Origin of the sequence: Pseudomonas parafulva (assembly GCF_000800255.1) — a bacterium.
Taxonomy (GTDB): domain Bacteria; phylum Pseudomonadota; class Gammaproteobacteria; order Pseudomonadales; family Pseudomonadaceae; genus Aquipseudomonas; species Aquipseudomonas boreofloridensis.
The window spans coordinates 3,409,619-3,423,973 of record NZ_CP009747.1 but is presented as its reverse complement, the minus strand read 5'-3'; the positions used below and the strand labels follow the sequence as shown (position 1 = coordinate 3,423,973).

14 protein-coding genes are annotated in these 14,355 nt (G+C 63.8%); 7 read left to right on the top strand and 7 right to left on the bottom strand.

The window, feature by feature from the left end; translation table 11 throughout:
• Positions 1–127: 127 nt before the first annotated feature.
• The 3 genes from NJ69_RS14860 (at position 128) to gdhA (ending at position 4,119) form a co-directional block, all read left to right on the top strand.
• A complete protein-coding gene (locus tag NJ69_RS14860; protein ID WP_039583267.1) occupies positions 128–535 on the top strand; it encodes a hypothetical protein in 408 nt (135 codons plus the stop codon).
• Positions 536–834: 299 nt separating this feature from the next.
• Entirely contained in the window at positions 835–2,502 is a 1,668-nt protein-coding gene (gene ettA / locus NJ69_RS14855) for an energy-dependent translational throttle protein EttA (protein WP_039580317.1), read from the top strand.
• 276 nt (positions 2,503–2,778) lie between these two features.
• Positions 2,779–4,119, top strand: coding sequence for an NADP-specific glutamate dehydrogenase (gene gdhA / locus NJ69_RS14850; RefSeq protein ID WP_039580314.1), 1,341 nt, complete (start codon positions 2,779–2,781; stop codon positions 4,117–4,119).
• A gap of 42 nt (positions 4,120–4,161) precedes the next feature.
• Here gdhA and NJ69_RS14845 read toward each other — a convergent pair whose 3' ends face one another.
• The 4 genes from NJ69_RS14845 to NJ69_RS14830 form a co-directional block, all read right to left on the bottom strand.
• A complete protein-coding gene (locus NJ69_RS14845) occupies positions 4,162–4,677 on the bottom strand; it encodes a GreA/GreB family elongation factor (RefSeq protein ID WP_039580313.1) in 516 nt (171 codons plus the stop codon).
• A gap of 67 nt (positions 4,678–4,744) precedes the next feature.
• Positions 4,745–5,101 carry a hypothetical protein gene (locus tag NJ69_RS14840; protein ID WP_039580310.1) on the bottom strand — a complete coding sequence of 119 codons (357 nt, stop codon included), beginning with the start codon at positions 5,099–5,101 and terminating at the stop codon, positions 4,745–4,747.
• Positions 5,102–5,247: 146 nt separating this feature from the next.
• Complete coding sequence (locus NJ69_RS14835) at positions 5,248–7,101, bottom strand: Lnb N-terminal periplasmic domain-containing protein (RefSeq protein WP_039580308.1); 1,854 nt, start codon at positions 7,099–7,101, stop codon at positions 5,248–5,250.
• Positions 7,102–7,177: 76 nt separating this feature from the next.
• Positions 7,178–7,666, bottom strand: coding sequence for a DUF3015 domain-containing protein (locus NJ69_RS14830; RefSeq protein ID WP_039580305.1), 489 nt, complete (start codon positions 7,664–7,666; stop codon positions 7,178–7,180).
• A gap of 250 nt (positions 7,667–7,916) precedes the next feature.
• Between NJ69_RS14830 and NJ69_RS14825 the strand changes: the two genes are divergently transcribed.
• From NJ69_RS14825 to NJ69_RS14810, 4 genes are all read left to right on the top strand, one after another.
• Complete coding sequence (locus NJ69_RS14825; protein ID WP_039580303.1) at positions 7,917–10,355, top strand: Lon protease family protein; 2,439 nt, start codon at positions 7,917–7,919, stop codon at positions 10,353–10,355.
• Between the two features lie 162 nt (positions 10,356–10,517).
• Positions 10,518–10,856 (top strand): hypothetical protein, encoded by a 339-nt coding sequence (locus NJ69_RS14820; RefSeq protein ID WP_029614217.1) that lies wholly within the window; start codon positions 10,518–10,520, stop codon positions 10,854–10,856.
• A gap of 94 nt (positions 10,857–10,950) precedes the next feature.
• Complete coding sequence (locus NJ69_RS14815) at positions 10,951–11,439, top strand: TIGR00645 family protein (protein ID WP_039580301.1); 489 nt, start codon at positions 10,951–10,953, stop codon at positions 11,437–11,439.
• Between the two features lie 156 nt (positions 11,440–11,595).
• A complete protein-coding gene (locus NJ69_RS14810; RefSeq protein ID WP_039580298.1) occupies positions 11,596–12,213 on the top strand; it encodes an FKBP-type peptidyl-prolyl cis-trans isomerase in 618 nt (205 codons plus the stop codon).
• An 81-nt stretch (positions 12,214–12,294) separates the two neighbouring features.
• On the opposite strand, the gene NJ69_RS14805 is transcribed toward NJ69_RS14810, so the two are convergent.
• From NJ69_RS14805 to NJ69_RS14795, 3 genes are all read right to left on the bottom strand, one after another.
• Entirely contained in the window at positions 12,295–12,540 is a 246-nt protein-coding gene (locus NJ69_RS14805; RefSeq protein ID WP_029614214.1) for a PA4570 family protein, read from the bottom strand.
• Positions 12,541–12,689: 149 nt separating this feature from the next.
• Positions 12,690–13,031, bottom strand: coding sequence for a zinc ribbon domain-containing protein YjdM (locus NJ69_RS14800; RefSeq protein WP_029614213.1), 342 nt, complete (start codon positions 13,029–13,031; stop codon positions 12,690–12,692).
• Between the two features lie 169 nt (positions 13,032–13,200).
• On the bottom strand, positions 13,201–14,169 hold the full coding sequence (locus NJ69_RS14795) for a polyprenyl synthetase family protein (protein ID WP_039580294.1): 969 nt from the start codon (positions 14,167–14,169) through the stop codon (positions 13,201–13,203).
• Positions 14,170–14,355: the final 186 nt, after the last annotated feature.

Genomic DNA, 14,355 nt, shown 5'->3' with positions numbered 1-14,355 from the left:
CCTTGGATTATGGCTAAGTGCCAGCCCCTAAAACCGCCATTCGCCGGACGGTGTGACGTTCTGCACGGTGGGCAAGCTGTGCGAGAATGCCGGCCGTTTCATAGTCAATGCATCGGAGAAGCTCGGTTTGGTTACCCACTATTCCACCAATGGTCTCGATTCCGCCTGCGGGCGCAGCAGCCAGACGCTGGCCAGCACGGCCGTGGCCGAACAGGTGTCGTGCAAATCCTGTCAGCGCTCGTTCGCCAAGCCCGACGTGGCGACGGCGGTGCGCAAGAGTCCGTCGCTGGCCGAGCTGCGCAAGTCGGCCAAGGCCGCGGTCGAGCCGGTGGCGGTGGCTGCAGCCGTCGCGGCTCAGGGCACGCCAGCGCCCAAGGCGGTGACCAAGTCCGCCAGCAAACCGGCTGGCAAGACCGTGCAGACGCCGGCCCGTGCGGGTGGGTTCAGCGCCAAGGCCGAATGGGCCGCACGTTTGGCCGAGCAGCAAGGGCAGTCGCGCCTGCCGCGTGGCAAGGGTAGGCAGCGGCACGTCTGAGGTCGGGCGTTCGAGGGCTCCTGGCATGAACGTGACGTAGCCAGCGGCAATCTGTTCAGCAGTGCGCTGGATTCACGCCACCGCGCCGCCTTGCCCCAGTGCAGGTGCCGCGGTTGAGTTGGCACAGCGGGGCGGACATAATGCCCGGCTTGGCTGCGAGCGCCAGGACTTCCGAGCGCAGCGGGGCCAGTAGGCCTCCATTGGCGCGCCCAGGCGCGCGGCACGTGTTCTCTCCCATGCCGTCAACGCGTCCTGGCGCGGCTCAACGGGATTCACTCATCATCATCGAGGTGCCTGGAATGGCTCAATACGTCTACACCATGCATCGGCTGAGCAAGGTCGTGCCGCCGAAGCGGGAAATCCTCAAGAACATCTCCCTGTCGTTCTTCCCCGGCGCCAAGATCGGCGTGCTGGGCCTGAACGGCGCCGGTAAGTCGACGCTGCTGCGGATCATGGCGGGCGTGGACAAGGAATTCGACGGCGAAGCCCGTCCGATGCCCGACATCAACGTCGGCTACCTGCCCCAGGAGCCGCAGTTGGACCCGAGCAAGACCGTGCGTGAAGTGGTCGAGGAAGCGGTCAGCGTGATCAAGGACGCCCAGGCGCGCCTGGACGAAGTCTACGCGGCCTACGCCGATCCGGACGCCGACTTCGACAAGCTGGCCGCCGAGCAGGCCAAGCTCGAAGCCATCCTGCAAGCGGCCGACGGCCATAACCTGGAGCGTCAGTTGGACGTGGCCGCCGACGCCCTGCGCCTGCCGGCCTGGGACGCGCGCATCGAGCACCTGTCCGGTGGCGAGAAGCGCCGTGTGGCCCTGTGCCGCCTGCTGCTGTCGGCCCCTGACATGCTGCTGCTGGACGAACCGACCAACCACCTGGACGCCGACTCGGTGGCCTGGCTCGAGCGCTTCCTGCACGACTTCCCCGGCACCGTGGTGGCCATCACCCACGACCGTTACTTCCTCGACAACGTCGCGGGCTGGATCCTCGAGCTCGACCGCGGCGCCGGCATTCCGTACGAGGGCAACTATTCCGGCTGGCTGGAAGCCAAGTCCTCGCGCCTGGAGCAGGAATCCAAGCAACAGAGCGCCCACGAGAAGGCCATGAAAGAAGAACTGGAGTGGGTGCGCAAAGGCGCCAAGGCCCGCCAGTCCAAGTCCAAGGCACGTCTGCAGCGTTTCGAGGAAATGCAGTCGCAGGAATTCCAGAAGCGCAGCGAAACCAACGAGATCTACATCCCGGCCGGTCCGCGCCTGGGCGACAAGGTCATCGAGTTCAAGAACGTCAGCAAGGGCTACGGCGATCGCGTACTGATCGACAACCTGTCGTTCGCCATGCCCAAGGGCGCCATCGTCGGCGTGATCGGCGGTAACGGTGCCGGTAAATCCACCCTGTTCCGCATGATCATGGGCAAGGAGCAGCCGGACTCGGGCAGCATCGAGATCGGCGAAACCGTGCAACTGGCCTGCGTCGACCAGAGCCGCGAGGACCTGGACGGTGCCAAGACCGTGTTCCAGCAGATCTCCGACGGCTCCGACCAGATCCGCATCGGCAGCTACGAGATTCCGTCGCGTACCTACGTCGGTCGCTTCAACTTCAAGGGCGGCGACCAGCAGAAGTTCGTCAAGGACCTGTCCGGCGGTGAGCGTGGTCGTCTGCACCTGGCGCTGACCCTGAAGGAGGGCGGCAACGTCCTGCTGCTCGACGAACCGTCCAACGACCTGGACGTCGAAACCCTGCGTTCGCTGGAGGAAGCGCTGCTGGACTTCCCAGGCGCGGCCATCGTGATTTCCCACGACCGGTGGTTCCTGGACCGTGTGGCGACTCACATCCTGGCCTACGAGGACGACTCGAACGTGGTGTTCTTCGAGGGCAACTACACCGAGTACGAAGCTGATCGCAAGAAGCGCCTGGGCGATGCCGCTGCCCAGCCGCACCGCGTACGGCACAAGAAGCTGGCGCAGTAACTCAGTTTCGGATGCACAAGGATGGGGCCCTCAGGGCCCCATTTTTGTGCCTGACCGCAAGGGTGTGTTGGCGTTGCAGCTGGGGTACTGCCGCTGAAAAGGCCGTTTCAGAGCGGGCCTGTGGCGTACTCAAGAACGCGGTAGCATTTGTATACATTTATATAATCGCACCAAAAAAATTCAGAAAAACGACATTTCGCCCTGTTGCAGTGCGATGGCTTCTTGCTAGAGTCCGGAAAAATCAATAAGTCCAATCCTCTTGGTGAGATGTCTACCATGATCGAATCCGTCGACCATTTCCTCGCACGCCTCAAGCAGCGTGACCCTGCCCAGCCCGAGTTCCACCAGGCCGTCGAAGAGGTGCTACGCAGCCTCTGGCCGTTCCTCGAAGCCAACCCCCATTACCTGCAGGCCGGCATTCTCGAGCGCATGGTCGAGCCGGAGCGCGCGGTGCTGTTTCGCGTGTCGTGGGTCGACGACCAGGGCAAGGTGCAGGTCAACCGGGGCTATCGCATCCAGATGAGCAGCGCCATCGGCCCGTACAAGGGCGGCCTGCGCTTCCACCCGTCGGTGAACCTGGGCGTGCTCAAGTTCTTGGCCTTCGAGCAGGTGTTCAAGAACTCCCTGACCTCGTTGCCCATGGGCGGCGGCAAGGGCGGCTCTGATTTCGATCCCAAGGGCAAGAGCGACGCCGAAGTGATGCGCTTCTGCCAGGCCTTCATGAGCGAGCTGTACCGGCACATCGGTGCCGACCTGGACGTACCGGCCGGTGACATCGGCGTCGGCGCCCGCGAAATCGGCTTCCTGTTCGGCCAGTACAAGCGCTTGGCCAACCAGTTCACCTCGGTGCTGACCGGCAAGGGCATGACCTACGGCGGCAGCCTGATCCGCCCCGAAGCCACCGGCTACGGCTGCGTGTACTTCGCCGAAGAGATGCTCAAGCGCCAAGGCCGGCGCATCGACGGTCGCCGGGTGGCGATTTCCGGCTCGGGCAACGTCGCCCAGTACGCCGCGCGCAAGGTGATGGACCTGGGCGGTAAAGTCATTTCCCTGTCCGACTCCGAAGGCACGCTGTTCTGCGAAGCGGGTTTGAACGACGAGCAGTGGAATGCGCTGTTGGCGCTCAAGAACGTCAAGCGCGGTCGCATCAGCGAGCTGGCCGAGCGCTTTGGCCTTGAGTTCCGCAAGGGCCAGACGCCCTGGAGCCTGCCGTGCGATATCGCTTTGCCGTGCGCCACGCAGAACGAATTGGACCTGGAGGACGCCCGCGCGCTGCTGAGCAACGGCTGCCTGTGCGTGGCCGAAGGCGCCAACATGCCGACCACGCTGGCGGCGGTGGACCTGTTCATCGAGTCCGGAACGCTGTTCGCACCGGGCAAGGCGTCCAATGCCGGCGGCGTGGCAGTGTCGGGGCTGGAAATGTCGCAGAACGCCATGCGCCTGCTGTGGACCGCGGGCGAGGTGGACAGCAAGCTGCACGCGATCATGCAGTCGATTCACCATGCGTGCGTGCATTACGGGGAAGAGGCGGATGGTTCGGTCAATTATGTGAAGGGGGCCAACATTGCAGGCTTCGTCAAGGTGGCCGATGCGATGTTGGCGCAAGGGGTGGTGTGACCCAACGCACGCAGGGCCGCAACGCGGCCCTGGCTCCATCAGCTATTGCATGACCGTCGGATCATTGCCTGGACCAATCTCCAGCACCTCGATGTGTTGATTACCGACAGGCCGGCGCCACAACACCTCATCGCCCGGCTTGGCCCCCAGCAACGCACGACCCAATGGCGAGCCCCAATTGATCAGGCCGTGTGCTGCATCGGCCTGGTCTTCGCCGACCAACTGCACGGCATGCTCTTCATCCTGCTCGTCGACGAACCGCACGCGGCTACCGATCTGCACCTTCTCCTGGGAATGGGCAGGCGGCACCACTTGGGCGCTTTGCACCCGCGCACGGAAGTAGCGCAGGTCGCGCTCGGTGTCGACCAACTGCTGTTTGTCGGCGCGTTCGCCGTCGGCCTTCAGGCGGCTGCGCAGGGCCTCAAGATCAGCGACGCGTTGCTGCAGTTGTGCCAGTCCGCTGGCGGTAACGTAGTTGGGTTGGTCGCTGACCTGGCGTTCCACCGGCTGGCTCGCCTGGGCGGCGGCCTGGTCCTCGTTGACGAATGCTCGACTCATGAGTGGCCTCCTTTATCAGCAGACCATGGTGAGGGAGGCGGGGTTTCAGCGGATGCCTGTGGCCGACTCAGTTGTGGCGATAAGCGCGCGCAGCGTCACGGTCTTTTTCCTGTTGCCAATCGCGGTCACGCTCATCCCAGTAACGTTCGCGGTACTGGCGAAGGTCTTCACTGTTCTGCATTGCGTTGCACTGGCGGAAGCCATCGTCCCAGCCGGCTTCATACTGGCGTTCGTGCAGGTAGCGCGGCACGTCCTTGCGAAAATCGCCGACCATCAACCCCGCCGCCTGGCGACCGCTGCCGCAGCCGTCCTGGAAGCCGTCGGCGTAGGCGGGTGGGTAGCCTTGATGGAGCATCTGCTCGTGGGTCGACTGGCAGCCAACCAGCAGCAGGGTAAAGCACAGAGCTAAGCCATACCGCGACATGGACACTGGACCTCCGGGTGATAAGGAGAGTCTAGGCCGGGAATTGTCGCGGCGATGTCAAAATGCCGTAACCGGATTGCGATCTTTACGCGGTGCCTACCCAGGTGGTGTGTTCATTCGCGAGGCTGGCAGTCTTGGGGACCGCCTCAGTACTGGTACCACTTCAACTCGAGCATCACTTCGTTCTGTGCGCTGGCCAGGTGGCTGAACTCGCGCTTGGCGCTGAGCCGCAGGCCCAGGTTCTGGGAAATTTCCCACTGCTGGTTCAGGCTCAGGCTGCGACCCACTTCGCCATTGGTGAAGTAGTCACCTTTGGCTTCCAGGGTCATGTTGCCCAAGCCGTTGCGCCATAACAGACCGCCATTGAAGCCGGCCGCTGGCGAGACGAATTCGGAGAAGTCGTTGTTGTGCTCGACGCGGACCGTGCCCAGGGCAAAGCCGAGCAGCCCATCGGCCAGTTGCCAGGTCCCACCGCCACCGCCGTTGACGTGGCTGACCAGCACCTCGTCGTCGTGTTTGCCCGGTACCCGTTCCAGGCCGCCTGCAACCTGCCAGGACCAGGGCTTGAGCAGCTCGTTGCGTGGCGTCAGCGAGCGGATGGTGGCCAGGTCCAGTCGCTGGACCTGCCATTCATTGTGTTCGTATTGACGCAGCTTGAGCTGGAGGATCTCGATCTGCGCACCCAGCGGGAAGCCATAGGCGTTGTCGTTGAGGTCGTGGTAGGCCATGCGCAGGCCGTACTCGGCGAAGGCACGATCCTCGCGGGTGCCGACGCCCAGTTGCCAGGTGCGTGACTGGTGACCGTCTTCGGGCAGGCCCGGGCGCTGGATGTCCAGCGGTGGTGGCGGATTGCGGTTGATCGCCCGCAGCAGCTCGAAGCTGCGCTTGGCTTGCTCGGGGTCGCGTTCCTGGCCGGTAGCGCGGTAGCGCTCCAGGCGATAGGCGGCGTCCTGCACCAAGGCCTGGCGCTCGCGGGGCAGGGCGGTGAAGGCCGGGCTTTGCAACTGCGCGGTGTCGGCGCTGACCGCCAGCACTTGCTGTTTCTCGTCGTGATCGAGCGGCTCGGCGCGGGCCAGCAATTCGCGCTCGCGCGAGGGGCGGTAACGCACGTCCGAGACCAGGCCCGACTGCTTGACCGCCTTGACCGTGTCGGTGGGGATGGCGGTGAGCGGGAACTGCGAGGTCAGGTCCAGGCCGGGGCGGGCCACCTGCAGCAGCTCCAGCAATCGGTAGGAGCAGTTCTCGTCGAAGAAGAAATAGTCGAACTGCACCTGCTTGAGTTCCCACACGTGCTCGACCATACGTCCGGTCTCTTCCGGCGTCAGGTCCAACTGGTACTCCCACAGGTCGCGGTTCTCCAGGCTGCGGTACTCGGAGAGTTTTTCCTGATACGGCATCATCGCGAACAGTCCCGGGTAGCCGCCCATCAGGCCTTTCCAGGCATAGAGGATGCTGTTGTCGCTGCCTTCGATGTAGGCGCCGAAGTTGATCGCGTAGCTGAGCAGCGTGGTGTCGTTGCTGCGGGTGTCGGCCTTGTCGATGCGCAGCAGGGTGTGGCCGAACATCGAGGACGGACTGTTCAAGTACGCCGCCGGGAAGATCAGCACCGCGCTGTGCGGCGCCACGTCTGCGTACCAGCGCTGGTATTCCTGGCAGTCCGGCGTGGGCAGGTCGGTGAGCTGCAGTTGCTCGCGCAGCCAGCGGGTGCGCGCCGGGAAAACGCATTGGGCGTGCTTGTCGCCCAGGCTCGCCGGCGCGTACAGCGCATCGACCGTGGCCCGCAGCTCGCGGTCCGGGTGATGGGCGCCATCGGCGGCGAGAAAGAATTTGTCATCGTCCACATAACTGCGCCAACCGCCGAGCTTGGCGGTCTCGTAATGGCCCAGGGCGATCCAGTAGCGATCGGCGGCCAGGCGTTGCACGCGGGCTTCGTCCAGCGAAGGGGTCGCATAGGCGGGCGCGCAGGCGCATAGCGTCAGGTAGGCGAGGCGTTTGAGCATGTGGGGCAACTACTTCTGAAAGGTGCCAAAGGAAGGCGAACGAATCCCGCCCCGTGTGGGGCGGGATGGGCCGAACTTACGCCTCGGTGGCGTACTTGGCCAGTTGCGGATCGTTTTTCAGGACAGCGATGGTGTTGCTGTGAACGTCTTCGGCAGTGACGTTGGCGCTGCTGAAGATCTGCTGGAAGTGGTCGTGGGTGACCGAGGCGAAGCGCGCGCGGTCTTCTGGTTTCACGCCCATGACCACGGCGTAGGTGGTCAGGGCTTCGCCCTGGCCTTGCGCCATGTCTTCGGACAGCTCGTTCATGGTGCCGTTCATGGCCAGCCAGGATTTGCCGCCGTAGGTCAGCGCAGCCTTGGTGGAGCAGCCGTTGGTGCCGGAGGTCATGCCGAAGGTGGCGTTACCGGAGGTGCCGTTGGTGGTGGAAGCCAGGAAGTGCGCCGGCGTGCCGCGCTGGCCTTCGAACAGCAGGTTGCCCCAACCGCAGTTCGGGCCGCCTGGCGCTTCTGCCATGGCGTTGATCGAAACCGCGGCGAACAAGGTACCCAGAAGAATCCGTTTCATAGCGTTATTCTCTTTTTCGATACGTATCAATGATCAGGGTTGTCTGGCAGTTCATTGCCAGGCGGGAAAGCATGAAACCCACCCGCGCAGTTTGGAGTTTAGGCGCTAACCATTAGTTGCGTCAGCGATTGCGAAAAATTCTATTGCACGCGCTTTTTGCGCTGCGACATAAAGTCTCGGCGAGCCTTGCCAGGCGCGCGCCCACAGCCCCAGAATGCCTTCATCCGCCCCGCCGAAGTAAGGAAACCCGATGCCCGATCCCGTTGCCGCGCGCCTGCGTCTGGCGCCCGAAGCCCTGACCCGGCGTTTCTCGCCCGAGCAGTTCGCCTTCACCCACACCGACGATCTGGAGCCGTTTCGCGGAGTACTGGGCCAGGAACGTGCCGTTGAGGCCCTGCAATTCGGTGTGGCCATGCCGCGGCCTGGTTATAACGTCTTCGTGATGGGTGAGCCCGGCACCGGCCGCTTCTCGTTCGTCAAACGCTACCTGAAGGCCGAGGGCAAGCGCCAGAAGACGCCCTCGGACTGGGTCTACGTCAACAACTTCGACGACCTGCGCGAGCCGCGCGCCCTGGAGTTGCCGTCAGCCAGCGCCAGCGAGTTCATCGCCGACATGAATGGCCTGATCGGCAACCTGCTGGCGACCTTCCCGGCGGTGTTCGAACACCCGGCCTACCAGCAGAAGAAAGGCGCCATCGACCGCGCCTTCAACCAACGCTATGACCGCGCCCTGGATGTGATCGAGCGGGCGTCGCTGGAAAAGGACGTGGCGCTGTACCGCGACGCCAGCAACGTGGCGTTCACCCCCATGGCCGACGGCAAGGCGCTGGATGAAGCCGAGTTCGCCCAGTTGCCCGAAGAGGTGCGCGAACAGTTCCACGAGGACATCGCCGCGCTGGAGGAGCGTCTCAACGAGGAGCTGTCCAGCCTGCCGCAGTGGAAGCGCGAGTCGAACAATCAGCTGCGCGAGCTCAACGAAGAAACCATCACCCTGGCCCTGCAACCGCTGCTGGCGCCGTTGTCGGAAAAATACGCCGAGAACGCGGCGGTGTGCGCCTACCTGCAATCGATGCAGTTGAACCTGCTGCGCACCGTGGTCGAGCAACTGGTCGACGATGCCAAGACCGACGCCGTGGCGCGCAAGATGCTCGAAGAGCAATACGCGCCGAGCCTGGTGGTCGGTCATCCGCTGGACGGCGGCGCGCCGGTGGTGTTCGAGCCGCATCCGACCTATGACAACCTGTTCGGGCGCATCGAATACAGCACCGACCAGGGCGCGCTTTCCACCTCCTACCGGCAACTGCGCTCCGGGGCTCTGCACCGGGCCAACGGCGGCTTCCTGATTCTCGAAGCCGAGAAAATGCTCGGCGAGCCCTTCGTCTGGGATGCACTCAAGCGCGCGTTGCAATCGCGCAAGCTGAAGATGGAGTCGCCGCTCGGCGAATTGGGGCGTATCGCCACCGTCACCCTCACGCCGCAGATGATCCCGCTCAACGTCAAGCTGGTGATCATCGGCTCACGCCAGCTCTATTACGCCCTGCAGGACCACGATCCAGATTTCCAGGAAATGTTCCGCGTCCTGGTCGACTTCGACGAAGACCTGCCGATGGTCGACGAGAACCTGGAGCAGTTCGCCCAGTTGCTGCGCACGCGCACCAACGAGGAAGGCATGGCGCCGCTGACCAGCGATGCGGTGGCGCGCCTGGCCACCTTCAGCGCACGCCTGGCGGAAAACCAGGCGCGGCTGTCGGCGCGCATCGGCGACTTGTTCCAGCTTGTCAGCGAGGCCGACTTCATTCGCCAATTGGCCGGTGACGAGATGACCGACGCTGGGCACATCGAGCGGGCGCTCAAGGCCAAGGCCACGCGCACCGGTCGGGTGTCGCAGCGAGTCCTCGACGACATGCTCGCCGGCATCATCCTGATCGACAGCGAAGGCGCAGCCATCGGCAAGTGCAACGGCCTGACCGTCTTGGAGGTGGGCGACTCGGCGTTCGGCATGCCGGCGCGGATCTCGGCCACGGTCTATCCCGGTGGCAGCGGCATCGTCGACATCGAGCGCGAAGTCAACCTCGGTCAGCCGATCCACTCCAAGGGCGTGATGATCCTCACCGGTTACATGGGCAGCCGCTACGCCCAGGAATTCCCCCTGGCCATTTCGGCGAGCATCGCCCTGGAGCAGTCGTACGGTTACGTCGATGGCGACAGTGCCTCGCTGGGCGAGGCCTGTACGCTGATCTCGGCGTTGTCGCGCACGCCGCTCAAGCAATGCTTCGCCATCACCGGATCGATCAACCAGTTCGGCGAAGTGCAGGCGGTCGGTGGGGTCAACGAGAAGATCGAAGGCTTCTTCCGGCTGTGCGAGGCACGCGGCCTGACCGGCGAGCAGGGGGTAATCATTCCGCGCGCCAACGTCGCCACGCTGATGCTCGACGAGCGGGTGCTGCAGGCGGTAGAGGCGGGGCGCTTCCATGTGTACGCCGTCAGCCAGGCCGACGAGGCGCTGAGCCTGCTGGTGGGCGAAGAAGCCGGCACGCCGGACGAGAACGGCGAGTTCCCCGAAGGCAGCGTCAATGCGCGTGTGGTGGAACGCCTGCGGGTCATCGCCGAGATGATCAGCGAGGACGACATCAAGGACGCCGAGAAGGAACGGCTGGAAGAGATGGTGGCCCAGGCCAAGCCCGCCTGAGTCAACAAACTGGCGCTGGCGGCCAGTGGCTACCGTTCGGCGCCGGTTTTCCAACTCGACCTGTAGGCGTCTAGGCTGGAACTAAGGACGCTTTCAGGGTTCAGGATGAAAACAGCCTGCCAGTCGCAGGCTGAACAGGGCTTTGAAGGAGGGGACGCTGCCATGCGCAACCTCAGCCTTACCCGCCAGTGCCTCGGCCTGGTGACCCGTATCGAGTGCAGCATTCGTCCGCTGGCCGGCGACAATGGCCTGTGGACTTTGCTGTTCGCCGCCGGCATGGCCGGTGAGCAGCCATCGGCCATCAAGGCCCAAGGCCCGTTCCACGGTCCGCAGGTGGCCGAATCGGTGATGAACGCCGTGGTCGACAGCCTCACCCTGCACGGCTACCAGCTCAGCGATGACCCACAGATCTGGTGTCTGCATTTGCAGGCGCAGTTGCGTCAGATCAATGGTGACCGCTGCCGCAACCTGGGTGACTACCGCTTCCGTCCGGACAACTGAACGTCGCTGAGGCAACGCTGCGGGCTTTTGCTGTCACAGGTGGCTGGCTATACTCGCGCGCCCTATGTGCGTCATTCACGAGTCCCTAGCCTCCATGGAACGTATTCTCGAAAATGCGATGTATGCCTCACGCTGGCTGCTCGCGCCGATCTACTTCGGCCTGTCCCTGGGCCTGCTGGCCCTGGCGCTGAAGTTCTTCCAGGAAGTGATCCACGTCCTGCCCAGCGTTTTCTCACTCAGCGAAGCCGACCTGATCCTGGTGATTCTGTCGTTGATCGACATGTCGCTGGTCGGCGGCTTGCTGGTGATGGTGATGATCTCCGGCTACGAGAACTTCGTCTCGCAACTGGACATCGACGACAGCAAGGAGAAGCTCAACTGGCTGGGCAAGATGGACTCTTCGTCGCTGAAGATGAAAGTCGCCGCCTCCATCGTCGCCATCTCCTCGATCCACCTGCTGCGGGTGTTCATGGACGCGCAGAACATCTCCACCGAGTACCTGATGTGGTACGTGATCATCCACATGACCTTCGTGGTGTCTGCGTTCGTCATGGGCTACCTGGACAAGCTCACCAAGCATTGAGCGGCAAGCTTCGAGCTTCAAGCGGCAAGAAAGAGCGGATAGGTGATGGGCTCTCGCTTGTAGCTTGCCGCTGGCAGCGTCCCGCTGCCCGGTGTTAGGCTGCTCGCCCTTTTGACGAAGGGCGCGGATGTCAGGCGCCCTCAAGTGGAGCGAGTAATGTCCGAACTGAATCTGTCCACCGACGAAACCCGCGTCAGCTACGGCATCGGCCGTCAGTTGGGTGGCCAACTGCGTGACAACCCGCCGCCGGGCGTGAGCCTGGAAGCGATCCTGGCGGGCCTGACCGACGCCTTCAATGGCGCCGACAGCCGTGTCAGCGAGGCGGACCTGTCTGCCAGCTTCAAGGTCATCCGCGAAGTGATGCAGGCCGAAGCGGCGGCCAAGGCCGAAGCCGCTGCTGCCGTTGGCAAGCAGTTCCTGGCCGACAACGCCAAGCGCGACGGAGTCACCACCCTGGCCTCGGGTCTGCAGTTCGAAGTGCTGACCGCCGGCAGCGGCGCCAAGCCGAGCCGTGAAGACAATGTGCGCACTCACTACCACGGCACCTTGATCGACGGCACCGTGTTCGACAGCTCCTACGAGCGCGGCCAGCCAGCCGAATTCCCGGTCGGTGGCGTGATCGCCGGTTGGACCGAGGCGCTGCAACTGATGAATGCCGGCAGCAAATGGCGCCTGTACGTGCCGAGCGAACTGGCCTATGGCGCCCAAGGCGTGGGCAGCATCCCGCCGCACAGCACACTGGTGTTCGACGTCGAACTGCTCGACGTTCTGTAAGACCACGGCGTATTCATCCCAGGGTAAGCCCGTGCCGGCAGGCTTCGGGTTCACCCTGGGATGTCGTCGGCCCTGCCACACTCAATTCCAATCGGTTCCGCCAGGGCGCAACGCCCGTGCATAGCAGAACAGGAACAGGTTGCGCACCACCTCTTTCAGCACCCCCGGTTCACTCGAATTCAGCCCAGTGAGATCCAGGTCGCCCTGGTCGCGCAGTTCGTCGAGCGCTTCTTCTTCGAGCACGGCGCAGACTTCGCCGGTCTCGCGGTGCAGGATGCGCAGGTAGGGATGGGGACGGTCGAGCCAGGCGTCGATCAGGTAGGTCATGGCAATTCTCCTTGGAGAGCGATTTCCAATGAGAATAATTCTTATTATCAGAATAGCAAGTGTCTATTAGCCGAATTCTGCCAAATGGTGCAGCGGACCCCGTTGCAGGACCCGGCCGGACCGCCCGTGGGCAGCCCGGCGGCGGCAGGTCAGACCTTGCGCACGAACTCGGACTTGAGCTTCATGGCGCCGATACCGTCGATCTTGCAGTCGATGTCGTGATCGCCATCGCACAGGCGGATGTTCTTGACCTTGGTGCCGACCTTGACCACCAGCGACGAGCCTTTGACCTTGAGGTCCTTGATCACGGTAACGGTGTCACCGTCCTGCAGGACGTTGCCGACCGAGTCCTTCTTCACCACGTCGTCGCTGGCCACCTCGGCCTCGCCGCTGGCCGACCATTCGTGGGCGCATTCGGGGCAGATCAGCTGGGTGCCATCCTCGTAGGTGTATTCGGAGTTGCAGGCGGGGCAGGGCGGCAAAGTGCTCACTTCGGTTCCTTGGTAGATAGGGGGATCAAAGGCGCACATTGTATAAGGTTTTGCCGCGCAGAGGTATTTTCTCTGGGCCAACGCAAGCGCGGGGCAGGCGCGCTCTCACAGGATGACGACGATCCTGGGAGCGGGCTTGCCCCGCGATAAGCACGATGGGGTCTATCGGTCAGTGCGTACGCGCGACCGCAAACTCGCTGAGCTCCACCAGCGCATCGCGATAGTCGCTCGCCGGCAGCACTTCCAGGCAGGCGATGGCGCGGGCGACGTAGTCGCGGGCCAGGTTCGCGGTGTAGTCCAGCGCGCCGGAGGCTTCGACGGCCAGGCGGATCTGCTCGAGGTCTTCCAGGCCGCCTTTCTGGATGGCCTGGCGCACCAGTGCGGCCTGCTCGGCAGTGCCTTCGCGCATGGTGTAGATCAGTGGCAAGGTGGGCTTGCCTTCGGCCAGGTCGTCGCCGACGTTCTTGCCCAGGGTCTCGGAGTCGCCCTTGTAGTCGAGCAGGTCGTCGACCAGTTGGAAGGCCACGCCCAGGTGGTCGCCGAAGGTACGCAGGGCTTCACGCTGCTGCTCGCTGGCACCGGCCAGCGCCGCGGCGCTGTGGGTGGAGGCCTCGAAGAGCATGGCGGTCTTGCCGCGGATGACGTCCATGTACACCTCTTCACTGGTGCTGGCGTCACGTACCCGCGACAGTTGCAGCACTTCACCCTCGGCAATCACCCGGGTGGCCTTGGAGAGGATCTGCATGACCGACATCGAGCCCAGTTCGACCATCATCTCGAACGAACGCGAATAGAGGAAGTCGCCCACCAGCACGCTGGGCGCATTGCCCCACAGGGCATTGGCGGTGGAGCGGCCGCGGCGCATGCCGGACATGTCCACCACGTCGTCGTGCAGCAGCGTGGCGGTGTGCAGGAACTCGATGGTCGCGGCCAGCAGGCGCAGGTCGTCGCCTTCGCGGCCCAGGGCCTTGCCGCACAGCAGTACCAGCAGCGGGCGCAGGCGCTTGCCACCGGCCGATGTGATATAGTCGCCGATCTTCGATACCAGCGGCACGCGCGAGGTCAGCTGCTTCTTGATGATCTCGTCGACGGCACTGAAATCGTCAGCCACCGCGCGGTAGAAGGATTGGGGTTGCATCGGCTGCTCCATTGAGGTTGCGCGGCATGCTAGGTCGCGGGTCCCGGTGTGTCAAGGCGCGCCGCCTGCGCCGCAGGGCCGGCACTTGCAAGGCTTCGACCGGTTGCGTACAATCGCGCACCCTAACTTCCTGGGCAGCACCTGCCTTACGCAATTGCACCGGGCCGTTCCAGCCTCGTGCAGCCA

Coding starts and splice junctions, on each gene's coding strand:
- ettA (WP_039580317.1), top strand. CDS start 835: ATGGCTCAATACGTCTACACCATGCATCGGCTGAGCAAGGTCGTGCCG.
- gdhA (WP_039580314.1), top strand. CDS start 2,779: ATGATCGAATCCGTCGACCATTTCCTCGCACGCCTCAAGCAGCGTGAC.
- NJ69_RS14845 (WP_039580313.1), bottom strand. CDS start 4,677: ATGAGTCGAGCATTCGTCAACGAGGACCAGGCCGCCGCCCAGGCGAGC.
- NJ69_RS14840 (WP_039580310.1), bottom strand. CDS start 5,101: ATGTCGCGGTATGGCTTAGCTCTGTGCTTTACCCTGCTGCTGGTTGGC.
- NJ69_RS14835 (WP_039580308.1), bottom strand. CDS start 7,101: ATGCTCAAACGCCTCGCCTACCTGACGCTATGCGCCTGCGCGCCCGCC.
- NJ69_RS14830 (WP_039580305.1), bottom strand. CDS start 7,666: ATGAAACGGATTCTTCTGGGTACCTTGTTCGCCGCGGTTTCGATCAAC.
- NJ69_RS14825 (WP_039580303.1), top strand. CDS start 7,917: ATGCCCGATCCCGTTGCCGCGCGCCTGCGTCTGGCGCCCGAAGCCCTG.
- NJ69_RS14820 (WP_029614217.1), top strand. CDS start 10,518: ATGCGCAACCTCAGCCTTACCCGCCAGTGCCTCGGCCTGGTGACCCGT.
- NJ69_RS14815 (WP_039580301.1), top strand. CDS start 10,951: ATGGAACGTATTCTCGAAAATGCGATGTATGCCTCACGCTGGCTGCTC.
- NJ69_RS14810 (WP_039580298.1), top strand. CDS start 11,596: ATGTCCGAACTGAATCTGTCCACCGACGAAACCCGCGTCAGCTACGGC.
- NJ69_RS14805 (WP_029614214.1), bottom strand. CDS start 12,540: ATGACCTACCTGATCGACGCCTGGCTCGACCGTCCCCATCCCTACCTG.
- NJ69_RS14795 (WP_039580294.1), bottom strand. CDS start 14,169: ATGCAACCCCAATCCTTCTACCGCGCGGTGGCTGACGATTTCAGTGCC.